We start from the raw sequence: 24858 nt of genomic DNA, 5'->3' as shown, positions 1-24858 counted from the left end.
TTTTACCCGACAACGTCATCACCTTATTATCCTTAATATAATGAGCTAACTTCAGATATCCCTTGCTTATAGGCCAAAAAAAAGAGCGCAATGCGCCCTTTTTATAAACATGTCACTCTTAGTGGTGATGACCGCCAGCACCGTGAGCATGACCATGCTCAAGCTCTTCTTCGCTCGCATCACGTACTTCAACCACTTCAACATCAAACTTAAGCGTCTGATCAGCCAGTGGATGGTTACCATCAACAGTTACTTTATCTTCAGTCATTGCGGTTACAATCACAGGCTGCTCACCCCAGGCAGTCTGAGCCATAAAGCGCATACCGACTTCGATACTATCAACACCATCAAACGCAGCACGATCCACTTCCTGAATCAGCTCTTCATTGATTTCGCCGTAACCTTCTGCCGGAGCAACTTCCGCCAGAACTTTATCGCCAGCCTGCTTACCCAACAACTCTTTTTCCAGGCCCGGAACGATGTTACCCATACCGTGCAGGTACGCCAGAGGCTCCTGACCTTCAGATGAATCCATTACTTCGCCGTCCAGGTTAGTCAGAGTGTAATGAATCAGAACAATTTTCTTGTCAGCAATTTGCATTATTTCAATCTCAGTTGGAGGTCCGACACAGCAAAAACTGACAAAGGCCTCGGTTATAAATATGGGAAGGTACGAATAAGTCACATAGCTAACGATATGGGGTTGAGTAAAGCAATATCAACCCAGCTTAACTAAATTATTCCCCCATCAATTGCAAGGTTAGTTCAGCTGCCGGTATAGCCTTGCAACCGCTATTGTTCTGACCCGACCAGAGCGGTGAAAAATCGCCGTTATTCTGCGCTTCCGCAGCGGCTCGCAACGGTGCTATAGCGGTAGTAGCCAGGGGAAACGCCGGCGCATCGCTACTCATGGGCCCCTGCTCACGCATAATACGATTAACAATTCCCCGCGCCGGTCCACCTGAAAAAATATTAGTCAATGCGGTATGCTCAGCCCCTACTGCCGTGAGCGCCGCACGGTGCACGTTACTGGTACTGGCTTCATCGCATAACAAATAAGCAGTGCCTAGCTGAACCCCTGCAGCACCCATCGCCATAGCCGCTTTAACGCCGGTAGCATCAGCGATACCTCCAGCAGCAATGACCGGCAGATCAACCGCAGCAATAACCTGAGGCAACAGAGCAAAAGTACCTGCCTGGGTAGTCATATCAGTGGTCAGGAAAATCCCCCGATGGCCACCGGCTTCAAGCCCCTGAGCAATAATGGCATCGACCCCTTGTTGTTCCAGCCAAAGCGCTTCTTCTACAGTGGTGGCCGATGAGATAATTTTACTCCCCCAGCTGCGAACCCGATCTAACAATGCAGCATCCGGCAACCCAAAATGAAAGCTCACTACTTTAGGTCGAAAGGGCTCAATTACATCCGCCATTGCTGCACTAAAGGGTGCTCTACCAGCACCTGCAGGAATGGCGTCGATATCAAGACTAAACTCTGAATAGTAAGGCTGTAACGCTCTACCCCAACCCTTCTCACGTTCAACATCCGGGGCCGGAGGAGAGTGGCAGAAAAAATTAAGATTTACCGGCTTGTCAGTTCCCTGATTCAATATGATTAACTGCTTTTTTAGCAGCTCCGGTGTAAGCATGGCGCAAGGCAGAGAACCTAAGCCTCCGGCATTGCTTACCGCAATAGCCAGGGCACTGTCCTGCACCCCGGCCATTGGCGCCTGAATAATGGGTAGTTCAATATCAAACAGTTGAGTAATAGACATATTCTATCCCCTCAGAAACGTTAATCGCTAAGCGCCAACCGGCCTCCCAACAACAGCAACACCGTACCGGTTATACCATTGAAGACACGGCTCACAGAGGGCCGCTGTAACCATAACCGAGCACGGTTCACTCCTAGGGCCAGCAAACACTGCCACAGCATAGCAATAACAAAATGAATGCCTGCCAGCATTAGCGACTGCCATAGAGCCGAGCCCTGAGGATCGATAAACTGTGGCAAGAACGCCATATAAAACAATGCTGTTTTAGGGTTCAGAGCATTAGACAAAAAACCCTCTCGCAGTGAGCGCTTCAATTCAAATTGTTGACCCGCAGTTTCAGGCACACTGAACATCCCACGACCGGCATAAATAGAATACAGGCTGTTCAGCCCCAACCAGATCAGATAACCGGCGCCAACCAGCTTCAGCGCACTGAACGCATAAGCAGACTGAAGCAAAATAACTGAGATGCCCAGAGCAGACACTGTCGCATGCAAAAACAAACCGCTACAAATACCTAAACTGGTAGTAAAACCATCTTTCCAACCACCACGAGCACTGTTGCGGATAGTGACCATAGTATCCACCCCCGGGGTCATCGTCAGCAGGGTAATTGCGACTAAAAAGGTAAAAAACAGCTGCGTATCCATATCCGTTACTGACCTGTAATTATGGCTCAGATAGCGAGTTTAACTGAGCCGGAAAAGATAAACCAAAACTTCTGACAGCTATTCATATAATTAGAAAATGCAGTCACTACATTATTCAAAAAACTGGTCCATCTCTCGGTAGCTTTCAAGCTCCATTAGCAAGCGGGCTTTATCATGCAGGGCAACATCCTGCCAATGCCGTTCTTCAAGCGCTCCGACCATTGCATAGAGAAAATTAAGCGAGGGTTTAACACTACATCCTCTTTCCAATAATAGAAAAGCCCGTACCGGCCCCAGCTTTCGCAACTGTTGCTCTGTAATGATTCCCACTTGTGCAAGCCATTGGGCTGATTTAGGCCCCAGGCCAGGCAAAGCTGCCAGAGGAAAGCTATTCTCGTTATTCAACACAATTATCCATCACCGCCGGTTTCCTTCTCAGCAGACAAGACCGATAGATAGTAGCGGCCCAACACCACCAGCAATATGCCACCCAATACCATCAATGATGCGATAATTAACCGCAGCGAAATCTCCTCAGCAGCAAAGACCACCCCACCTAGTGCAGCGATTACTGGTACCAGCAGTTGTAAAACAGCAGCCTGCACAGCAGATAAACCATTTAAGGCCAGATACCAGATGGCGTAGCCTACACCTGAAGCCAGTGAACCGGACAGTACTGCCAGAACAATGCCGTTAACCGTCAGATACCCGGAATCTAAAAGAAATAACATGCTAATCAGGAGCAGTGGTAAAGTGCGCAGAAAATTAAAATGCGTATCGGCCAGTGGACGCTGTGAACTTCTGCCCTTAAGGGTATATAACCCCCAGGCAATACCTGATGCAGTCATCAACAAAAAGCCGCTCACTGAAGGCGTACTCAACAACGGAGCCAGCAGGTAAACGAATCCACCGAATGCGAGGAATAAACCTAGCCATTCAGGCCATCGCAGTCGCCCTCCTTTAATCCAGTTAACCAGAATCATGGTAATCTGCACCGCCCCAAACAGGATCAGCGCACCGGTACCGGTATCCAGGCTAATGTAAGCGTAGGAGAAGGTAATCGCATAGATAAACAGCATCAACGCCGCAGACCAGCTACCCCGTCCAGCGGGTATAGCCACTTGCTTGTGCTTCGATTTCGGTTCAGAGAGCATGCCACTGAAATACCACAGCAGTGTCAGCGTAATAATACCTGAGAGTAAGCGGATAACTGTAAAACTGCCGGCATCAATACTCTGTTCACCTAATGCCAGACGACATAATACCGAGTTTCCGGCAAATGCCAGCAAAGCAATACTGGTAAACAGAATAGTACGCCATAGGGTCATACTTGTGTTCACGAGATACCTTCCCTATTACGGCTGTTTGTATTGTTCATGGCTGCTTTTACGTTCAAGACTGTTTTTAACGCTCAGGGCTGTTCATCATTCTTCTCAACCGGCATCCCGACCAACGATTTTTTTCGATAGTGGCGACCCAGCTGCCACAGCATCAGCGCAGCACCAATACCTCCAGCTCCCAGCACCATCGTCATAATCATGATCTGATAGCGTACCGCAATAAGCGGTGACACGCCGGACAGGATCTGCCCGGTCATCATGCCCGGCAGTGCAACTAAACCTACGGCTAACAAGCTATTTATCTGGGGGATCATCGCCGCCTGAAACGCCGTCAGACGCGCTTTATGTTCATCTTTCCCTTCATGTAGCTCTGCGTGATATCGCTCAGCAGCCAGACTAATTGCATTCATGGTATTGGCGAAATACATCCCAGCCAACGGGATAATAACCCGGGGTTCATACCAGGTATCCACCCCCATCACTAACAACAGAGAAATAGCCAGGTGCACAGACACCGATACAGCCAGCGCAATAAATGCCGGTTTTAAAAAGCCCTGATGGTGCCTGACAGGTCGAATCGCAATCCAACTGGCTGCGCAGATCATCAGCGCTAATACGCCACTGGTGATCCAGGGCGACGGATTATTGAACAACGCCACCAGCACATAACCTACACCGACCAACTGTAATGTCATTCGGGCACTGGCCATGAGTATTTCAGAACGATTGCCAGACCAGCGAGCGTAGATAATGCCGATAACAATAACCGGTAAACTGCACCAGGCAAGAGATAACCAGGAGATCGTTGGCATCTGAAGCGCTCCTTTGTTAATTTACCTGATCGTAATATAGTTCTGAATCAGGTTTCTACCCCGATAAAGCCACCGGACTGATGGGCCCATAACTGTGCATAGATACCACCCGAAGCGATCAACTCCTGATGACTCCCCTGCTCTATAATTTTACCTTCATCAAGCACAATCAGGCGGTCCATAGCAGCGATGGTTGATAACCGATGGGCTATAGCAATAACAGTTTTACCCTCCATCATGCTGGATAAACCCCGTTGAATATCAGCCTCGACCTCAGAGTCCAGTGCTGATGTCGCCTCATCAAGAATAAGAATCGGTGCATCCTTGAGAATTACCCGGGAGATCGCTATTCGCTGGCGCTGGCCACCAGACAACTTAACACCCCGCTCACCCACCTGAGCATCATAACCAGTGCGCCCCTGGGGATCACTCAATCCAAGAATAAATTCATGCGCCTCGGCCCTGTGCGCAGCAGCGATCATCTGTTCCTCTGAGGCATCAGGATGACCATATAAAATGTTATCCCGCACACTGCGATGCAGTAATGAAGTATCCTGTGTCACCATACCCACATTTGCTCGCAGGCTATCCTGCTGTACCCGACTGATGTCCTGGCCATCAATCAGCACTTTACCTTCTGCCAGATCATGAAACCTCAATAGCAGATTGACCAGCGTCGATTTACCCGCACCTGAACGTCCCACCAGGCCCACCTTTTCACCCGGCTTAATATCAAGATTCAGCTGCTCAATAACCCCTTCAGTCTTACCATAATGAAATGACACATTTGTGAAACTGATCGCCCCCCGGGACACTTTTAATGGTTCAGCGTCGGGGGAGTCAGTAACATCCAGCGGCTGTGACAACGTATTCATGCCATCACTCACAGTACCAATATTCTCAAACAAGGTACTTACTTCCCACATGATCCATTGGGACATACCGTTAAGGCGCAGGGCTAGGCTGATAGCAATAGCGATCGCCCCTACCGTCACCAGACTATAGCTCCATAGCCAGATAGACACGGCAGCAATGATAAAGACCAGCACATAGTTGAGACATTGCACCATCACATTGAGTCCGGTTGCCAACCGCATCTGCTGATAAACCGTATCGAGAAAGCCATCCATGCTTTCCCGGGCATAATCCGATTCCCGCTGACTATGAGAAAACAATTTAACGGTGGCAATATTGGTATAGCTGTCAACAATACGGCCGGTCATCGATGAACGGGCATCAGCCTGATCAGCAGACACCCGTTTCAATCGGGGAACAAAATGCCACATCAACAGGCAATAACAGGCTAACCAGCCCAATAACGGCAACATTAACCGGATATCGGCCTGCGCGACTAACACCAGCATAGCGAGAAAGTAGATCGCGATATAAACCAACACATCAAGCAGTTTCATCACCGCTTCGCGGACCGCCAATGAGGTTTGCATCACTTTAGTTGCGATCCGACCGGCAAAATCATTCTGATAAAACGACAGACTCTGGCGTAACAGATAACGATGCGCCAGCCAACGAACCGCCATCGGAAAATTTCCCAGCAGTACCTGATGAACAATCAGAGAATGGAATGTCACTAACAAAGGTAAACCGACTAAAAGCAGCAAGCCAATACCGATCAAGGTAGCACCTTCATCTTGCCACAGGGTCTCTGGTTGCTTGGTATTGAGCCAATCCACCAGCTGCCCCAGAAACCCAAACAACGATACTTCAAGTACCGCCAACAATGCGGAACAGAGCGTCATCAGTAGCAATGGCCATTCCATACCCCGCATATAATAGCGACAGAATGCATAAAGACCTTTGGGAGGCTGCTGCGGTTCCTGTTCAGGATAAGGCTGAGTCATTCGTTCAAAGAAATTGTACATGGCGGGTCCGTGCAGGCCGGCAATCTATTCCCGGCTCAGGCTAGTTTGAATTCCGATCATAACCGAAGCGGCCACTATGACGTTATCTCTAATTTACCAAAGCCGATGTTCAGTATAGGTACTCAGAGGCGCACTAAGTAACTGATTCGCAGCGTCCTTAGCCAAACCGGGCGGTCCGGAGCCACTGCTATACTTTATCCCACTATCCCGACTCACCGGAGAGCTGAGAGCAACCGATGTTCAGCCTGTTCAGTGTTTTTTTAGCTATCTGTCTTTATATGGCACTGCTGTTTGCCCTTGCCACCGGCGCCGAACGGCATCATAAAAAACTACAACCACACTATCTCTGGATCTACGCACTGGCCATGGGTGTATTCCATACTTCCTGGGGCTTTTACGGCAATATAGGTTATGCCGCCAGCCATGGTTTCATGTTTATACTGCTGGATCTGGGCAGCTATCTCTGTATTGCTTTATGGTGGGTACTGTTGCGGCGCATGGTACAAGTTAAAGAAGCACTGCATATTACCAGCCTGGCGGATATGATCGCCGCCCGATATAACCGTTCCCCCGCCATTGCGGCTGCTGTCACCCTGATAGTAGTACTAGGGAGCGTGCCCTATATCGGGTTACAGATTAAAGCAGTCATACAGTCTGTCGGCGTGCTTACAGATACACCACTGGATAATGAACACATTAACCTGACCGGTATCGGCAGTAGCCTGATTCTGCTTCTCTTTACCATTCTCTATGGTATGCGCCGTCTGGATCCGACCGAACATCACTACGGTATGCTGGTAGTACTGGCTGTTGAATGTGTGATCAAGATAGGCGCTATGCTGGCGGTAGGTATCTTTGTCAGCTTTGGTCTCTATGAGGGTATCGGTGATATCTTCAATCAGTTACAGAACAACAACCTGGAACATATCACCGGGCTGGGACCTGAGCATCAACGGGGCTCAGCCGGACTAGGCCTGTTTGTCATCGGCTTTTTTTCAATTCTGATGTTACCTCGCCAGTTTCATATTGCCGTGGTCGAAAATGCCAGTCAGAAACATATACTGCCCGCCAGCCTGATTCTGACACTATACCTACTGCTGTTCTCAGTCTTTATGGTCCCCATTGCCGGTGCAGGGCTATTACATGGCATCAGTCCGGATCAGGCCGATATGACGATGCTGTTACTGCCCTTACAAAGTAATCAGCACGGCCTTGCACTGGCAACCTTTATCGGTGGATTTGCCGCTGCTTCCGGCATGGTTATTATCACCACAACGACCGTATCGACCATGGTCACTAACCATCTTATTCTGCCTCTGGCTGAACGCTGGCAAATGCTGATCTGGCTACGCAGCCACTTGCTACAGGCTCGCTGGGCAGTGGCGTTGTCAGTCATACTACTGAGCTATCTGTTTGTCACAGCACTGACCGCATCTTATCTGCTACTGTCCATTGGCACCTTGGCAATTACCGCCCTGTTACAGGTAGTGCCGGCGCTATTCGGGGGGCTGTTCTGGCGCAGAGGTAATGGTAAGGCCGCGTTGTGGAGTATGCTGGCCGGCATGCTGGTCTGGTTCTACACCCTGCTGCTCCCCATATTATTGCGCCAACTCAACATGGCTCCAGAGCTGTTGGAGAGCGGTCCATTTGCCATCAACTGGCTGCACCCGGAAGCCCTGTTCGGACTCAAAGACATAGACACCACCGCCCAGGGCCTGCTGTTTTCACTGGGCATTAACTGCCTGCTCTATTATCTGATATCAGTACTGACTCAGCCCCACAAGGAAGAGCGTAATCTGACCAATGAATTCATGGCGCTATTCGACCACAACAAGGAGCGTCAAGTACGTCCCGGCGGCCTGGATGACTATATACCCCTGGAAGACAAACGCGAGGAAGCGGTACAACTACTTAGCCACTATCTGCGTCGAAACAAGGCCCTCGAACGACTGTTACAGATAGAAACCGATCTTCATATTCAAACCAAGAAAAGCATCAATATTATTGAACTGGTGGAGTATCACCGGATGATCGAGCATGAACTGGCGGGTTCAATTGGTGCCGCCAGCTCTCACAGTGCGGTTAAAAGCCATCTCTGTTACAGCAACCGTGAAGCAAGTGAGTTACAGGCGATCTATCATCATATATCCCACGAACTGAGAGAGGCTGGTCAATCCGGCAGTAGTGATAAAGACCGGACTATTGATGTGTTGCACAGCCAGATAGCCGAACTCGAACGTACTATCAGCACTCAGCAACATGAAATAGAGCAGTTGCTGGACCGCCTCGATGGACACTACGAACAGATTCATCAACATCGATTGCAGGCCCAACAGTATCGGGACTCTCTGGAACAATTGAAAGCCCGACAAACGGGCCGTGAGAAAAACGAACTGGAGCAGGAAAATAAGCGCCTGAAACTGCTTTATGCTGAGCTCAGCCTGAAGCTGGATCAACTCAATTCAGCACCGGATACCAAGCCCCCGCAGTAACTGAATTATGTCCTGTTCAGCGCAATACTATTCCACTCAACACTCTTCAACTCAGCACTCTTCAACTTAACACAAAGCATTTTCCTGCTGCACAAGCTTATTGGGCTTAGCTTCTGTGAGCTGAACATAAAGTGCAATCAACACCAGCAACAAAGCATCCACAGCGATTATCATATAGATACTCGTCAGGCTACCATTCAGCTCTTGTAGCCAGCCCGCCAACAAATTACCTGATGCGCCTCCCAGGCCAAATACAACCATACCTATGCTGTTAATCTGCATCGTAGCGGTGGCCGAATAATGTCGATTCAGCCAGCCTGCGATAATGCCCCACATTGGGAAGTACATCAGCCCATAGCCGCAACCTGCTATGACAGCAAAACTAACCGGATCATAGACAAAAGCGATGATCCCTATGGCAAAGCCAATAAACACCAGCAACAGCGCTACCCCATGACCACGGGAGTCAGCCAGCTTTCCGGTTAAAAAACCGGCCAGCATGCCTGTCATTCCTGCGGCCGTCCAGGTATAGCCTCCCAGCTGAACAGCGGCTCCCTGCTCGGCAAGATAGGTACTCAGCCAGGTAGAAAAAGGCATAGTTGCAAAGCCTACCAGGCAGCAGATCAGACTGGCGAAGAAAGCCGTTCGCTCCCGGGTCACCGCCCGAAATAACTGGGCGGCTGTCAGCGCTGCTGATTGAGTACTGTGTTGATTATTACCGGATCGATTCTGTAATCGAATTAACAACCGCCAGGTCAGTAATACTGTCGTACAGCCCAGCACACCGGCAATCAACCAACCACTACGCCAGCCAAACAATGGCACTATCAACAACACCAGCAAACCATTCAAACCATAGCCCCATGCGGTGCCACTCGAAACAGTAGACAGGTAGGTAGATTTAAGCTCTGGCGCCGTATATCGGCTAATCAGTTCAACAATGGCACCCCAGCTTATTGCTGCGCAGGCCGCGGCCAGTATGAGCACCAACATCACCGCCAACGGATCATCCAGACCCGCCATGGTCAGTAACAATAATGAGGTTATTGAACCGGTGACCAAAGCCAGTCGAGCACTACTGATACGATGCCCTGCCAGGCTAAGCAATAATGCTCCCGCCAGGTACGACAATTGAGTCAATGCGCCGGTAACTGCCAGGTGCCAGTGACTGATGCCAATTTCCTCGCGCATCAGCGGGACCAGGGCAGCAAACAGAAATACACCGAAGCCATGGCTGACAATCTGGTTCATACCAAAGGTGGTGCTGATCCGCATTATTAACTCTCCCGACGAAAAGTAATGGTTATGTTGTAAGGACGGCAATATTAGAAACTTGCCTTTATTCAGTAAATCGATAAATATTGACAACTTCATTCAATAAACATGAATTCTGACATATGCGTGATTTGCCGATTGCCCTGTTACGAACCTTTATGGTCGTAACTGAAACACTTAACCTGACCGCTGCTGCAAATCGTCTTAACAAAGCCCCATCAACGGTTAGCATGCAGTTGAATCGCTTGGAGGACCTGGTTACCACACCGCTAATGGAAAGAGGGCAACACGGCGTCAGACTGACAGCCACCGGCATTCAGCTACGCTCTCATGCGCAGCAATTACTTAACCTGCATGATCAGATTGCAGGTCTGTTCCAACATGGGAATATCTCAGGCAAAGTACGTTTAGGAACCCATGATCAATATGCCAGTCGCGCACTACCGCCCTTACTTGAAGCCTTTGTTGTTAACTATCCGGAGGCTCAATTAGAAGTGTTCTGTGATCATCGCCCCAACCATCTAACCGATCGGCTGGCGCAGGGTAAGCTGGATATCGTTCTGGCAGAGATGCCAGCAAACTCAGGAGGAGGCATACGTTTGCAACGTGACAAACTGGTGTGGGTGGGCAGCAGTAGCCATCAGATTCACAAACAGGAGGTCATCCCCCTGGCAGTATTTGAAGAAGGCTGTTATCACCGGGAATATGCCCGTAAAGCCCTGGAACAGAGTAATAAGCCTTACCGTATAGCTTTCACCAGCCAGAGCAGGGGCGGAGTGTTAGCGGCGGTACGTGCAGGAATTGGAATTGGCATAATTCCGTTACATACGTTGGAATCAGATATGCGGGTGATCGAACAGGGTTTACCACCACTGACAGAAACAGACATTACCCTGTTTATAGCTGAAAATGCCAATGAAGCGACTCAACGTCTGGCTCAGACCATCAAAGAAAACCCGCTGTTTGATGCAACACCTGATTAAAGCACTGCATCAACCAGCCCTACCACTTCAGCAAACTGAGCTTCTGAGGCAGTCTGTTTTTTGCGTTTTTTATAGTCGAGATCATAAAGACGAAAATGATGCTCTGGCGTTACCCCGGCATTATTAAGACAGGCTTCGGTACAATGTAACTGACAACCATCGATCGCGATCACCGGGCGGCCAGACTGGGCAATGCGAACCAGCGCAGGCACCCCGCCACCCACACCGGCAATACAGGACATCTCCGCTTTGCCACTATGATCAAAATGCAGTGCAACATCGTTTGCCAACTGAGCCACATTAGAGCAGCCTGAGCAGGCATAGATAAGCGGTAAAACGTCTCGTTTTTTCACGGATATATTTATCTAACAGGCTTTTAGGGCTTTAACATCCAGAATTTCCAGGTTACGTCCCTGAATCGTCAGAATCCCCTGGTCTTTCAGATCATGAATAACCCGGGAGAACGTTTCCGGCTGCATCGCTAAGCGTGATGCTATCAGACGTTTGGTCATGCTGAGTTCAATAACGTTCGCGGGTTTAACGAGTTCAAGCTGAGTTAACAGGTAGCGAATAACCCGGTGACGGGCATTCTGAATAGTCAGCGTTTCAATTTCTGACATCCGCAAATGCAACCTTCTGGCCATGGTCGACATTAACTTGAAACACATCTCACTTGAATCTTGTAGCAAAGAGCGATAATCCTTACTACGAAAAACCAGTAGCTGACTGTTCTCCAGCACTTCGGCATAAACAGGGTAACGGCCCTGCTCCATAAACATCACTGCTTCAGCAAAGGTATTTCCGGCACTAATAACTTCAACTACTTTTTCCTGGCCATCCTGCGACAAATGATAGAGTTTAATCCGACCACTCATAACCAGATAAAAACGGTCAGCAACTTCCCCCTGGCTGAATAAGGCATCACCTTTAATCCGACTTTCCTGTCGGGCTTTACCCAACAACCAGTCAAACCGTTCCTGATCCAGGGATTTAAATAACAGATTATTACGGGCCAGATTATAGCCACTTTCAGAAACAGGCTGACTCATTCAACCTCCGGTCATATTCATGAAACGAACCACTTGAGGCTGATCGTCCCGATTAAAATAGTGCCGCTCTGGTTTATAATTCAGAGCGCTGATCACAGCATCTTTCAAGGGCTGAGTATCGCCGGGGTAACGACGTAAAATAGCCCGCAGATCAACCGCATTCTCTCGTCCGAGACAAAGTAACAGTTGACCCTCAACGGTGATTCGCACCCGGTTACAGGCATCGCAGAAATTATGGCTATGGGGTGATATCAACCCTACCCTGCTCTGACTATCGGCCATACGGAAATAGCGGGAAGGACCACTGGTTTTTTCGGTGCTCGCTAATAACGGATACTGTGCTGAAATAACCTGCTGTACTTCATCACTGGAGCAGTAAGTAGCATTTCTGTCATGCTCAGTTATCTGACCCAGCGGCATCTCTTCAATAAAACTGATATCGATGTTTCGCTCGCGGGCATACTCAACCAGCGCGACGATCTCATCGTCATTACGGCCTTTCAGAATAACCGCATTAAGCTTGATACGTTCAAATCCGGCAGTCACTGCTGCATCGATTCCTTCGAATACCTGATCCAGCTTATCGCGCCGGGTCAGCGAACTGAATCTATCCTGTTGCAGTGTATCCAGACTAATATTAATTCTGCGCAAGCCGGCTTGCTGTAAAGGCTTAGCAAATTGTTTTAGCTGGGAACCATTGGTCGTTAAGGTAACTTCATCCAAACCAGGCAGATCTGAAAGATGCTCAACCAATGAAACAATGTCCCGGCGTACTAAAGGCTCACCGCCGGTTAATCGAATACGCTTGACCCCCAGCTCAGTAAAGGCTCGGGCCAAAGTGGCTAACTCTTCGAGTGTTAAGACCTGTGCCCGGGGTAGGAACTGAACATCTTCAGACATACAGTACACACAACGAAAATCACAGCGATCGGTGACCGATAGCCGCAAATAATCAATTGTCCGGCCCAGACCATCCCGAAGAATATTCTGGTCCTCTGTTGCATGCATTGTCATCCGATCTCCCAAGGCTGATACAAGCGCAGCTATTTTGGCTTATGAAGCAATTAGACGATTATGACAAAGCGCTCAGAAGCCAACATACCTCTAAGTGAGTAATAAGAGGTATAGAGCACGAATCTACAGGGCATAGCAGATAAAATAATGACTTATGTCAATAAAATAAAAATAGAAGGATAGACCCGAGCACACAGAGATATGCTGGATTATTAAATCGAACAACAGCTATTACAACATTAAGCACTGAAGCATCAACGAAAGCATCAACGAAAAAACGGGGCTATAAGCCCCGTTTTTATCCGGACCCTTTCGTTAAAACTTAACAACCGCACGGGCAAAGAAACTCCGTTCAATTTCTGTTTTACCCAACCAGGCACCATTATCTATTTCAAATTCAAGGTGCTTGGAATCAAACAGATTACGGCCGTACAGCCCCAATTCAAGAGACGGATTAACCTGCCAGGTCACCCCGGCGTCCACCGAAGTATAATCAGGAATGTCATTACCTGATGTACTCGAAATATCGTTCTGATGTTCTATCCTGACGTAGGTATTCAACTCAGGTGATACCTGATAATCTGAGCGTAACGAAACCTGCTTTAGAACCGTTGGCTCAGGCATCACGATACCTGCCATTAACGCGCGGGCTTCATAGTTCAGATAATTCAGCCCCAACTGCAGATTCCAGTTATGCCGGGGCTGGAAATTAAACACTGCTTCAGCACCGGTTTTCACAGATTTTACACCATTGACCCCAATAGAATTCAATTCGAGTATTGAGGGATCGAAGGTTGTCTGGACGCCATAGTCATTATCAGAGCTGATCCGGTACAGCGACAGATCCATCTCGAGCAACTCATGCTTCATCCGATACCCCAACTCCAGGTTATCAAACTTAACCGATTTAATATCAGGGCCCCCTTTGAGGTAATGCGTAACCGGAAATGGTGGATTAGGGTACGGCTGTACCTGCAGTAAAGCCATTGGTTGCAGCCAGGTGAGATACTTATCAAACAACGTCGATGACTGTACCGAACGGGAAACCCCGGCCCAAAGTACACCGTGGCGGCCAAGGTTTTGCATTATTTTGACGGACGGCTGGTACAACCAGTTGGTTATCGGGTCTTTATCAACCCGGATGGCCAAAGTTAACTGGGTCTGATCGGGTACCAACTGGTACTGATCTTGCAGAAAGAATCCATAATTGTGCAACTGAGTGTTCAGGTCTGGTGGCAGGTATATCATTTCATTACCGGTAACCAATACATCGTTGTATTGATATTCCAGCCCCCAATCCAGCTTATGCCGCTCAAATTCAGAGTTCATTGCATAATTCAGATTAAAAATCGAGTTTTTACCTCTGGCAAAACTGTCAGTTTCTATATCTAAAACACTATAACTCATTTGCAGCAGCTGGGTTTTATTAGCCGAAAGGCGATGATCCAACCTGATCATTACATCGTTGGTCGTGGTCGTGGTTTTATCCTCATAAATCCTGGGCTCTGTCGACATAGCTACAGTTCCCACCAACAACCTGTCAATATCACCATTCTGATATCCTGCTGTCAGCAATAGCGATAGATCATCGGAGAAACTGTAGTCCAGCCGACTGGTGAAACTCTTAATTTCATTACCATCAAAGCCTTCGGACTGTTTCACCCCCTGGCTTTTTAAATTCATCCGATAACTACCCGTTTGGCCGAACAGGCCACCATAGCGCAGGTTAAGTTGTCGATTCACCGGATCACCGGTTGCGGTCGTCACTTCAAAACCCTGGGTATCAATACTGTGCTTAGTGATAATATTAATCACGCCCGAAGACGCTTTTGTACTCCAAAGAGTACCTCCTGAGCCCCTAATAAGCTCAATCCGGGCAATAGTCTCAAGAGGAATATCCAACGCATCCCAGGTAACCCCCTGGAAAGCCGGGTTATAAAAATAGCGCCCGTCGATCATCACCAGTATATTCGAACCAAATTCATTTGGACTTTTACGAATACCTAAAGCGATCTTAGAATTATCGGCATCCCGGACAAAAATACCAGGAAGGAGTCCGATTGCCTGTGACAGATTTTCAACTCCGGCGCGATGGATCTGCTCATTGGTCAGCACATACATAGAGGCCGGCGTATCATATACCGATTCTACGCGTTTCATCACCGATGTAGCCTGTACATCCAGAGACATTAGCGCTTCAAGATCCATCGTTTCTAGCGCATTTTGATTTGCTGAAGCCTGAGATGCGACAACACTTAAACCTAAAACCACACTCAGTAACTGATTCACACGCAACTCCCTTTACATGTTTTAACGTAAAATATTTGACACAGAATACGACTTTTTACCTACCAATTACAGCATGAATCTAATCACAGACGCTAAGGCGATGATTATTCTTACAAAACCTGATCTCAACCATTAAAAACAATAACCAAAATATCTGACTCCATACTATCGATCGGAATGACAAAGCCCCGGTTGGTCAATAGCTCCCTTACAATAACCATGATTTAAAATATCCGTAGCCAATAACGAAACTTATCCTCCTCAGAATGAGTATCCATAAGCGCTGTTTTAATGTATCTCAATCAACAACCCTTCTATTCTGAAGCTCAGGGGATTCAGCTATACCCTCGATGATCACTTTTAACTGATCACAACTAACACTGAATTAACCATTAAAGCTAATGCAAGTATGGGCGGTATTCACTGGATGAATCGACAACGGTCTCAGTGCTTAAAAACCGGTTTATTCACCGGCATCATGATGTTCCTCTGCCTGTCAGTGGGCAGCAGTGCCCGTGCCGAATCAATACAAATTATTGCTCATCCTGATCAGTCCACCGTCACTTTGTCATCTCAAAACCTCTGGGCAATCTACGGTATGAAAACCCGACACTGGGCCGACGGCACCCTAATCAAAGTATTTGTGCTTCCAACAAAACACCCACTACATCGACGTTTTTCGATTAACGCCCTGAAAACCTATCCATATCAGCTGGATCGGGTGTGGCAACGACTGACTTATTCAGGGACCGGTAGAGCACCGACAGTTGTTCCCTCAGAACAGGCAATGATAGAAGCCGTTACTTCAACACCCGGCGCTATCGGCTATATAAACTCTACAACAGACAAAGGAGCATGCCATGTTGTTAAGGTGCAATAGCAACGATACAGGCTTCATCCTCAAAACCTGTGCCATGGCATCGGTTCTCTTGAGCTCTCAGGTATCAGCTATTGAGTTGAACGATAGTACTGAAATACACGGCTTTTTTAGTCAGAGCTATATCAACAGTAAGAACAACAACTATTTCGGTGAGTCTCAGAATGGCAGTTTCGATTTTCGCGAGGCAGGCATTAATATTTTCCATGAAGCAACGCCTACTCTGAACTTTGCTGCCCAGCTAACCTCGCGTAAAGCGGGCAAAACCAATGACGGTAGACCTCGTCTTGACTATGCTCTGCTGGATTACAGCTTTTATGATAAAGCCGGTTTACGCAGCGGCATCCGTTTGGGACGAACCAAAACTCCCTACGGTTTTTATAACCTGATCCGGGATATTCCCAATGCCAGATCCGGTGTATCGGTACCCTCATCAATCTATTTTGAACAGTTGCGTAACTCGCTGATAGCCACCGACGGAGGTAACTTTTACAGTAATTTGAACCGGGACTGGGGTAGTCTCAGCTTTGAACTTTACAGCGGTCAGACTGGGACCGACACTGAGATGGAGTATTACGTATTACAGCAAGATCTACCGGGAAAGTTTGACGATGCTACGATGCGCGGCGCACGTATACTCTATGAGAACCTGGGTGGCAGCCTACGACTAGGGCTGACCTACGCCCACCCGGAATTCGACTATATACCCGGCACATTAGATCCTTTCGGGGCCGGCCATGTGGCTTCTGATATGTGGCTTTACTCATTTCAGTATAATCAGGAGAAGTGGTCCCTGACTGCCGAATACCTGACTGCAGACAACGAAGTAACGGATTTTGGCGTGTTACCCGACCGGTTCAGTAACACTGAGGCTTTTTATATACAGACCGACTTCCGTATTAGTCAGGATGTGACCACATACCTGCGTTACGAAGAGCAGACCCTTGATACGAAAGACCCCGATGGCACTAAATTCTATCAACCCTTGTTTGGCGCTGCCCATATCGCCTTTGGTAAAAACCGTGTAGTCGGCGCGCGCTGGGATATTTCTGAAAACTGGATGCTACGCGGTGAGATCCACAACACCCACGGCACCTTATGGCTTCCAAAGAGCGACAACCCCTCTTTGGCCGACCGCAAGGAGCACTGGCAAATGCTGGTATTACAGCTGGTGTATAACTTTTAAAGATGAGTACTGAGGAGAGGCAACCGCCCCTAAATAATGAATAAAATAGGTTTCAGCATAAAATGGAAAGCCGTTACTTTCCTCAGTGCTATCCTGGTATTCATCTGTACCGGGATAGTTGTGCTGTACACCTTTACGTTACTGAATCAGGCCGAAGAACGTGCCGCAAACCAGAGCCATCAGGATGATCTGGCTATCGCCGAACTACTCAGTGACAGCCATCTGCAGCTACAGCAAATAGCAGTGCTGATTCCTAATATGAGTAACATTGACCAGGCCCTGAATAAAAACGATAAGGTATCACTTGAGTCAGCACTACAGGAGCACTGGCAAAATTTATCACTCAATCTCGACCTCCACTATTTGCACCTGTTTGATAAGACAGGAAATGACCAGGGTGGCTATCACACAACCTATCAGATCGGCGACCAGGTCATTAACCTCATCACCGAGCAGGTCATACTATCAGCAACCGATGAGCAACCGGTTAATTTCCTGATCTGCGAAATCCAATGCACCCTGTTCGTCATAGAACCTTTCATACTCAATAATGGATCCCGCGGCGTAATCGCAATTGGCCAGAGTATAAGCAGCCTTGCTACCCGGTTTAAACTGCTTACAGGCAGGAATCTGGCCATCCTTAAAGCGGGGAAGGACATCGATAACGATCGAAACCTGACTGACTGGGGCATGAGTATCTGGGCGCTGAATCAATTTGAAACCCTTAATCCGTTAATTAAAAAAAGTATGGCACTACTACCCGAGCCCAACAGCACCCTTTTAACAACAAGCTCAGGCACTCCTTACCGTATCCAGAAAATCACTCAGCTGCATCAAAACATCCTGGGAAATCCCCCCGTACTCCTCTCCCTGACCAATATTACAAACGAAAAGAAAGATTTGTCTGCTGCGATCACTAACGGCATAGCCTCCGGGCTAGGAGGTCTGATCTTTTCAGAACTGATGCTATTACTGCTGATATGGCGACCGACCCAACGACTGCACCGCCTGGCCGCTGCCCTGCCCATGTTATCTGAACACAAGTTTGACGCGGTACGCCGTACCATCAATATCTCAAAGAAAAGCATACTCACCGATGAACTGGACCTGGTTGAGTATAAAGTTCTACAGCTATCTGATGAATTTGAAGTATTACAACAGGAAGTACAGCAGCACGCAGACCAGTTAGAACAACAGATGAGCAAACAGGTCGAAGCTCGTCAGTTTATGGCGAAACTACTGGATACCGCACCACTGATTATCGTGACCCAGAGCAGCAATGGCCAGGTACATACGATGAACCACTGGGGCCGCAAAATGACCAGCTGGCTACACCGCAAACCAACGCTGTCACAGACTGACTCTTTCATCAGCCTGCACAGAGAAAACTCTCTGCCGGATGATCACATCGAAAAAGTGCAGTTGCTTTGCCGCAAGGAGCTGACAATTTATCAACATGAAGCCCAGCTCCATGATCGCTACGGTTCATTAAGATATATTACCTGGATGCACTCCCTGATCGAAGAGCAATCAGGTGAACAGTCTATCCTCTCAATCGGCATGGACCTGACTGATCGTATGGAAGCTGAACAGAAGCTTTCATGGCTGGCCAGCCACGACACGTTAACAGGGCTGCATAACCGCAGGGATTTTCAGAACCATCTGAATCAGGCACTGAATAACGGCAGGAACGGCGCTCTGCTGTTTATCGATGTCGATCGTTTCAAGTCGATCAATGATACCGCAGGTCACGGGGTAGGCGATCAGGTGCTACGAAAAATTGCTCGTATTCTGCAAAAAAACACCCGCGGAACGGACTTCGTTGCCCGTCTTGGCGGCGATGAATTTACTATCCTTCTACCCCGCGTAAGCAAGGCTGAAGCGACTAAAGTGATGGAAAACATGAGTGAACGGCTGAATACAGAGGTGAGCCTTAGTAACGGTGGACGCCAGCACTTTAGTTGCAGCATTGGTTGTGCAATGTATCCGCAGCATGGCAGTAAAGATGAGGAATTACTGGCCAGCGCGGATATGGCAATGTACAACGCTAAACAAAATGGCCAGGGCCGCTGGCATCTGTATGATTCGACCGAAGCGATCATTCATCGTATCAAGTCGGATGTCAGTTGGCAGGATAAGATTCGTCTGGCCTTTAATGATGATCTGTTCCGACTCTGGTTCCAGCCCATTATCAATATCGACAATCATCAGATATGTCATTACGAAGTACTGTTGAGATTACAAATGCCTGATGGGGAAATTATCCCTCCAGGGGACTTTATTCCGGTAGCAGAACGGACCGGGTTAATCTGGGATATCGACAAGTGGGTGCTAACCCAGAGCATGATGCACCTGGCACAACATAATCAACGGCACAAAGATCAACAGATTACCCTGGCAGTTAACATATCTGCGCCGAGCATCCAGTCTCCTGACTTCATCAGCCTGTTCCTGAGTTTATGTGCAACCTACAAAATACGGCCTCAACAACTGATCATTGAGATTACTGAAACGGCTTTTCTCGAAGACTTCGAATCCGCCCAGAAAATTTTAAGACAGCTTGCGAAACACGGCTGTAAAATTGCTCTGGATGATTTTGGCGTGGGCTTTTCATCTTTCAGCTATTTGAAACAGATGCCACTCACCTACGTTAAACTGGATGGCTCTTATATCCGCGAGATTGTTAACAGCCCGCAAGAGCAAACCTTTGTGCGCTGTCTGACTGAAATGGTTAAAGGCTTCGATATGCTGACCATCGGCGAGTTTGTTGAAACACCCCAAATCATGCAGACCCTACAGGAACTTGGCGTACGTTATGCTCAGGGCTATCTGATCGGCAAACCTGGCCCGGCAACTGAAGATCAGGCAACTATTACAGCGCGATTGCAAAACAGGAAAAACTCAATTGAAAATGAATCTTAAGCAGAGATTATCACACAAGCTCAGAAACATAAGCTCAGCGACATTAGCTCAGCAATTCAGCCCCGGCCTCATGCCCCCGGCCCCAGCGGCTGACCGTAACTAAACTCGACATAATTACCATTCGGATCTCTCAGACCGCAGTAATAGCCAACCGGATAAGCCTCCTGCACCGGTGGCCAGATCAGGTCTCCGTTCAACTCAGCCTGTCTGGCAACTCGGTCCACCTCAGCTTTACTGGTCATTGCAAAGCCAAGATGACTGTAGTCATTTTCCAGCATTGGCCGTTCAGGTCCACCTTCCAGTAACACTATAATCAGGTCCTTCTCCCGGCCCGGCTCGGCCATCCAGACAACTTTGTGGCCCGGAGTATCCCGATGGTGAATCACTGCCATCCGGCAGTAATCAGAATAGAAACCTATACAGGCCTGCAGATCAGCCACATGAAGGGCTATATGTGTAAGGCGGGGCATAGCAGTCATCTCTCGAGTAGGATGATATTCAACCTTGTGCTATGCAGTATAGAAAACTCAGCTGAAGCAGGCAGTCACCGATTACTCCCACTCCATCTGTTCAAATACCTGCTGGGCGTTACGGCCATGAATCTGCTCATACACCTCAAGATAACTGAAACGGCTTTGATCGATACGGCTAACCGCACTCATCTCTTCACCTGCATCGATCAACCGCCCCACCTCAGACCTTAAGAAAACCAGATAATCATAGGTATCTTTTTCTGCACCAGACAGATCGGTCGGCTGACCGTGACCAGGTACTATAACTTGCGGTGCCAGCTGACGAATTGTGTCAAAGGCGGCGATCCAGTCCCGGTGCTGTGACTGAGGGCCTATGCCCAACATACGCCCGGTATAAACCAGGTCCCCGCTGAACAGTACTTTATGCTCAGGTAACCAAACCAGGGTTTCACCACCGGTATGGGCCGGGCCTACCGGGATCAACTCAATTTGTAGTCCTCCGATTGTGAGTTCAGTAGTTTCAGAAACAACGGCAGTTGCCGGCTGAGGATCAGTGCCTGCCCAGCTCGCCGCGGTCAAAGCTGAGGTCGATTCAATTTGACTATTGCGCCTCGCATTCTGGTCTGCCTGAGTTTTAACGGATGTCAGTGTTCTGATTCCTTGCTCGGCAAAGTAGCGATTACCAAACCAACGATGATCCTGACCGCCTGTGTTAATCACCAATTGAATCGGTTTATCGGTTACTGTGCGGATGTGGCTTTCAATATCCCCGGCACCCAGTAAAGTACCGCCACTGTCGATCAACAAAACAGAATCATGAGTGACAATAAATCCGAAATTAGCATTATTCGCCAGATTCTGCGCCGAGCGTTGCTCCATCGGCCCGATCAACGCATAGACATCAGGCGCTACCTCGGTCAACTGCAGCGGTTTGGCTTGTGTGACTCTAGTCATAAGCAGACCTGCTATAAACAGACCTACTATAAACAGGCTTAGCAGCAGACTGGGCAGCAACCCGGCAAAGCGATTAATCCTAATTCCTGACATTCCGTTCACTCCTTTGCATTTTGTTGACAAGCTTCATAGCAGCCTTTTCTCTAAGCCTGTCAAAACACTATCAGCGACTTATCCAGCAACCCGGTCAATTCTAAGAAGGGTTGTTCTCATTGACGCAGCACTCTTCCTGTAGAAAATCGATCAGTCCGTGCAACTCATCGTACTGCGGTACACAATACAGAGTCCGCCCTTCCCGGCGCTGTTCGACCAGCCCGACTGAAACCAGCCGGGTAATATGATGGGATAATGTTGAGCCTGGAACATCAAGTGCCGACTGAATCTCCCCCACCGGCACCCCCTGATGCCCCCCTTTAACCAGATAACGAAATATTTTAAGCCGGGTTTCATGGCCCAGTTCAGCGAGCCTTTTAGCAGCCATTTCTAACTTCATGATATTGCCCTGATCAATATATATTTCGATATTACTAGAAATATCTTGACGTAACAAATAATGCTAATTCATAATGTTTCGATAATCTTAGAAATATAGGAATATAAAGTGTCAGATCAGCTACTAACGATGCTTGAAGATACATTAGGCATGTTCATTTTTCTCGGGGTAGAGCTAACCACTCTGTTCCTGCTAATCAGCTTTATTGTGGGTGTTATTCAGGAGTTTATGCCAGCAGATAAAATCCAGCGGATACTCAGCTCTAAAAGCGGTAAAGGTTACCTATCTGCCGCCATCTTAGGCGGCGTTACGCCGTTTTGCAGCTGCTCAACTATTCCGATGCTAACAGGTTTGTTGAAGGCTCGTGCAGGATTCGGTCCGACGATAACTTTCCTGTTTACATCCCCTCTGTTGAATCCGATTATTATCGGACTGTTCCTGGCAACCTTTGGCCTGCAAGTCACTCTGTCCTACGCACTTATCGCGCTAACCGTCTCTATCAGCGCCGGTTATCTGCTGGAACGATTTAACTTCGCTCAACATATTCGCCCGGAAATACTGGGCGATAATCCGCCCACCGGCTGTTCTGGTAATTCACAGACAAAACCGCAAAACATGACAGCATTCCCTACTACATGCCCTACTAACAGTAACGCTGAAAAAACAGAGGCTACTATCTGCGGCTCAGTAGAAGCAACCTCTCTGCCCAATAGTTGTGCCGGAGCAGCCTCTCTGAAAATCGTTACCGAAAACCGTTGGAACAGAATCTGGCAAGAAACCTGGAGTCAATTTACTAAGGTGTTGCCTTATCTGTTACTGGGTATCGCTATTGGTGCCTTTACTTACGGCTTCATCCCTGCCGATCTCATTGCAACCTACACTGGCAGCGATAATCCACTGGCAATTCCTGTTGCTGCCATTATCGGAGTACCACTGTATATCAGGGCAGAAGCGGTCATTCCTCTTTCAGCGGCCCTTGCGGCAAAAGGCATGGGAATGGGTGCCGTTATGGCACTGATTATCGGTAGCGCAGGGGCAAGCCTGACCGAAGTCATACTGCTACGCTCAATGTTCAAAACCCCAATGATCATCGCTTTCCTGACAGTCATATTTAGCATGGCAATGCTGGCGGGCTACTTGTTTAATCTGTTCTTTTAGCTGGTTTATCGATCAGAACTATCAAAAAGGATATCAACAGGGCTAGCAACAGAAATATGGGCCGGGTTGCCAACGACCGGCCCATAGTCAAAAACCGAAATATCACCACGAAATATCTTCAACGTAGCCCCCAAAACAGATCTGCTAATCTTTAGTTACCTGCAATTAAAAGCAAAAAATCAGAAAAAGCTAAGGGGGTTGCTATGCAGCTATTACGATTAAATGAAAACCTGTTGGGATGGGATTGCGACACGCTGATCGTCATGTACAACGACGAGTCCAAAACCTTCAAAACTATATGGGAACTGGAAGAGTACCTTGATCACAGATTCGGTGTGCTTATCGTCAATGAAGAAAGTCTAACAGATGACAATATTCATTAGCCTCCGGCTAATGAATCAGACCGCTGAACAACTTTAGCTAGCTAGACGTGGCTGAGTCGTTTGTTGGTGATTAGACGGAAAGTTTCGCTTTCCTTGCTAGAAAAAACTACCGCCAACGCCAAGAGTTGATGCAGAATATATGCTTTAGATATGAGCGAAAAGGAAAGCATTCATAATGCGCATCAAAGGAAAAATAACGTCCTGGAACGACGACAAGGGATTTGGATTTATTGAACCCTGCTCCGGTGGTAAATCTGTTTTCATACATGTTAAGGCGTTAAGTCACCGCACCCGCCGCCCCGCCGTAGGCGAACTGATCACCTACAGTTTATCCAGCGACAAGCAAGGGCGTCCCTGCGCTAAAAAAGCACTCTTAGCAGGTGATCGGCAACCAGCCAGACGCAATACATCCAGGCCTATTTACTCAACGTATATCGCAATTTTCTTTCTTATCTTCGTCGGCCTTGCTGTTATCACAGCAAAAGTACCCGTGATAATTCTGATTCTCTACTTTGGCGCAAGCCTGTTCAGCTTCATTATGTATGCAATCGATAAATCAGCGGCACAAAAAGGCAACTGGCGAACCCAGGAAAGCACTCTTCACCTGTTATCGGTTGTCGGAGGCTGGCCAGGCGCTCTGGTCGCGCAACAACAGCTACGCCATAAAACGACAAAACAATCTTTCCAGTCAGTTTTCTGGGTCACTGTTCTGGTGAATTGTGGTGCCTTTATCTGGGCACTTACACCTGACGGCGCTGCTACTGTCGATAGCTTTATTGCAATGCTCAGATAGAGCGCCAGACTGCAAAATACATCAGAGCCTTCTTTAGTACCTTCATCGATCAATAATGGTCTC

23 protein-coding genes are annotated in these 24858 nt (G+C 48.0%); 8 read left to right on the top strand and 15 right to left on the bottom strand.

Annotation, left to right across the window (positions count from 1 at the left end; all coding sequences use genetic code 11):
- Nucleotides 1-118 precede the first annotated feature (118 nt).
- The 7 genes from EHS89_RS05235 to EHS89_RS05205 form a co-directional block, all read right to left on the bottom strand.
- A complete protein-coding gene (locus EHS89_RS05235) occupies nucleotides 119-601 on the bottom strand; it encodes an FKBP-type peptidyl-prolyl cis-trans isomerase (RefSeq protein WP_124925076.1) in 483 nt (160 codons plus the stop codon).
- A 136-nt stretch (nucleotides 602-737) separates the two neighbouring features.
- On the bottom strand, nucleotides 738-1772 hold the full coding sequence (locus tag EHS89_RS05230; RefSeq protein WP_124925075.1) for an NAD(P)H-dependent flavin oxidoreductase: 1035 nt from the start codon (nucleotides 1770-1772) through the stop codon (nucleotides 738-740).
- A gap of 20 nt (nucleotides 1773-1792) precedes the next feature.
- Entirely contained in the window at nucleotides 1793-2422 is a 630-nt protein-coding gene (locus EHS89_RS05225) for a LysE family translocator (protein ID WP_124925074.1), read from the bottom strand.
- A 111-nt stretch (nucleotides 2423-2533) separates the two neighbouring features.
- Entirely contained in the window at nucleotides 2534-2827 is a 294-nt protein-coding gene (locus EHS89_RS05220; protein ID WP_229753643.1) for a TfoX/Sxy family DNA transformation protein, read from the bottom strand.
- 5 nt (nucleotides 2828-2832) lie between these two features.
- Nucleotides 2833-3762, bottom strand: a complete 930-nt coding sequence (locus EHS89_RS05215) for a DMT family transporter (protein ID WP_229753645.1) — start codon at nucleotides 3760-3762, stop codon at nucleotides 2833-2835.
- 71 nt (nucleotides 3763-3833) lie between these two features.
- Nucleotides 3834-4574, bottom strand: a complete 741-nt coding sequence (locus tag EHS89_RS05210; protein WP_124925073.1) for an ABC transporter permease — start codon at nucleotides 4572-4574, stop codon at nucleotides 3834-3836.
- A gap of 47 nt (nucleotides 4575-4621) precedes the next feature.
- Nucleotides 4622-6454 carry an ABC transporter ATP-binding protein gene (locus EHS89_RS05205; protein ID WP_124925072.1) on the bottom strand — a complete coding sequence of 611 codons (1833 nt, stop codon included), beginning with the start codon at nucleotides 6452-6454 and terminating at the stop codon, nucleotides 4622-4624.
- A gap of 236 nt (nucleotides 6455-6690) precedes the next feature.
- On the opposite strand from EHS89_RS05205, the gene EHS89_RS05200 reads away from it, so the two are divergent.
- Complete coding sequence (locus EHS89_RS05200) at nucleotides 6691-8946, top strand: SLC5/6 family protein (RefSeq protein WP_124925071.1); 2256 nt, start codon at nucleotides 6691-6693, stop codon at nucleotides 8944-8946.
- A 66-nt stretch (nucleotides 8947-9012) separates the two neighbouring features.
- Here EHS89_RS05200 and EHS89_RS05195 read toward each other — a convergent pair whose 3' ends face one another.
- On the bottom strand, nucleotides 9013-10221 hold the full coding sequence (locus EHS89_RS05195) for an MFS transporter (protein WP_124925070.1): 1209 nt from the start codon (nucleotides 10219-10221) through the stop codon (nucleotides 9013-9015).
- Between the two features lie 122 nt (nucleotides 10222-10343).
- On the opposite strand from EHS89_RS05195, the gene EHS89_RS05190 reads away from it, so the two are divergent.
- Entirely contained in the window at nucleotides 10344-11204 is an 861-nt protein-coding gene (locus tag EHS89_RS05190) for a LysR substrate-binding domain-containing protein (protein WP_124925069.1), read from the top strand.
- Here EHS89_RS05190 and EHS89_RS05185 read toward each other — a convergent pair.
- From EHS89_RS05185 to EHS89_RS05170, 4 genes are all read right to left on the bottom strand, one after another.
- The gene (locus EHS89_RS05185; RefSeq protein ID WP_373290081.1) at nucleotides 11201-11503 is read right to left on the bottom strand and encodes a putative zinc-binding protein; all 303 of its coding nucleotides are present in this window, start codon (nucleotides 11501-11503) and stop codon (nucleotides 11201-11203) included. The two genes, EHS89_RS05190 and EHS89_RS05185, sit on opposite strands and share 4 nt — an antisense overlap.
- A gap of 66 nt (nucleotides 11504-11569) precedes the next feature.
- The gene (locus EHS89_RS05180; protein WP_124925067.1) at nucleotides 11570-12253 is read right to left on the bottom strand and encodes a Crp/Fnr family transcriptional regulator; all 684 of its coding nucleotides are present in this window, start codon (nucleotides 12251-12253) and stop codon (nucleotides 11570-11572) included.
- Nucleotides 12254-13267, bottom strand: a complete 1014-nt coding sequence (gene moaA / locus EHS89_RS05175) for a GTP 3',8-cyclase MoaA (protein ID WP_373290082.1) — start codon at nucleotides 13265-13267, stop codon at nucleotides 12254-12256.
- A gap of 315 nt (nucleotides 13268-13582) precedes the next feature.
- Nucleotides 13583-15556, bottom strand: coding sequence for a TonB-dependent receptor plug domain-containing protein (locus EHS89_RS05170; protein ID WP_124925066.1), 1974 nt, complete (start codon nucleotides 15554-15556; stop codon nucleotides 13583-13585).
- A 427-nt stretch (nucleotides 15557-15983) separates the two neighbouring features.
- Here EHS89_RS05170 and EHS89_RS05165 point away from each other — a divergent pair, with 427 nt between their 5' ends.
- Genes EHS89_RS05165 through EHS89_RS05155 form a run of 3 tightly spaced genes read left to right on the top strand, consistent with a single transcriptional unit; the run spans nucleotide 15984 to nucleotide 20541 of the window.
- Nucleotides 15984-16436 carry a type 2 periplasmic-binding domain-containing protein gene (locus tag EHS89_RS05165; RefSeq protein ID WP_124925065.1) on the top strand — a complete coding sequence of 151 codons (453 nt, stop codon included), beginning with the start codon at nucleotides 15984-15986 and terminating at the stop codon, nucleotides 16434-16436.
- Nucleotides 16417-17619 carry a porin family protein gene (locus EHS89_RS05160; protein WP_124925064.1) on the top strand — a complete coding sequence of 401 codons (1203 nt, stop codon included), beginning with the start codon at nucleotides 16417-16419 and terminating at the stop codon, nucleotides 17617-17619. Before EHS89_RS05165 ends, EHS89_RS05160 begins: the two co-directional genes overlap by 20 nt.
- A gap of 36 nt (nucleotides 17620-17655) precedes the next feature.
- Entirely contained in the window at nucleotides 17656-20541 is a 2886-nt protein-coding gene (locus EHS89_RS05155) for a bifunctional diguanylate cyclase/phosphodiesterase (protein WP_124925063.1), read from the top strand.
- 68 nt (nucleotides 20542-20609) lie between these two features.
- Here the strand turns inward: EHS89_RS05155 and EHS89_RS05150 are convergent, their stop codons facing one another.
- From EHS89_RS05150 to EHS89_RS05140, 3 genes are all read right to left on the bottom strand, one after another.
- Nucleotides 20610-21011, bottom strand: a complete 402-nt coding sequence (locus tag EHS89_RS05150) for a VOC family protein (RefSeq protein WP_229753647.1) — start codon at nucleotides 21009-21011, stop codon at nucleotides 20610-20612.
- Nucleotides 21012-21092: 81 nt separating this feature from the next.
- Complete coding sequence (locus EHS89_RS05145; RefSeq protein ID WP_124925061.1) at nucleotides 21093-22061, bottom strand: MBL fold metallo-hydrolase; 969 nt, start codon at nucleotides 22059-22061, stop codon at nucleotides 21093-21095.
- A 100-nt stretch (nucleotides 22062-22161) separates the two neighbouring features.
- Complete coding sequence (locus tag EHS89_RS05140) at nucleotides 22162-22461, bottom strand: ArsR/SmtB family transcription factor (protein WP_124925060.1); 300 nt, start codon at nucleotides 22459-22461, stop codon at nucleotides 22162-22164.
- 108 nt (nucleotides 22462-22569) lie between these two features.
- Here EHS89_RS05140 and EHS89_RS05135 point away from each other — a divergent pair, with 108 nt between their 5' ends.
- The 3 genes from EHS89_RS05135 to EHS89_RS05125 all read left to right on the top strand — a co-directional run bounded on the left by EHS89_RS05135 (nucleotide 22570) and on the right by EHS89_RS05125 (nucleotide 24795).
- The gene (locus EHS89_RS05135) at nucleotides 22570-23619 is read left to right on the top strand and encodes a permease (protein ID WP_124925059.1); all 1050 of its coding nucleotides are present in this window, start codon (nucleotides 22570-22572) and stop codon (nucleotides 23617-23619) included.
- Between the two features lie 203 nt (nucleotides 23620-23822).
- Entirely contained in the window at nucleotides 23823-24002 is a 180-nt protein-coding gene (locus EHS89_RS05130; RefSeq protein WP_124925058.1) for a hypothetical protein, read from the top strand.
- A gap of 175 nt (nucleotides 24003-24177) precedes the next feature.
- Complete coding sequence (locus EHS89_RS05125) at nucleotides 24178-24795, top strand: DUF1294 domain-containing protein (protein WP_124925057.1); 618 nt, start codon at nucleotides 24178-24180, stop codon at nucleotides 24793-24795.
- The last annotated feature ends 63 nt before the right edge of the window (nucleotides 24796-24858 follow it).

The organism is Amphritea balenae (assembly GCF_003858655.1).
GTDB lineage: Bacteria > Pseudomonadota > Gammaproteobacteria > Pseudomonadales > Balneatricaceae > Amphritea > Amphritea balenae.
This window is presented reverse-complemented; position numbering and strand designations above follow the sequence as displayed.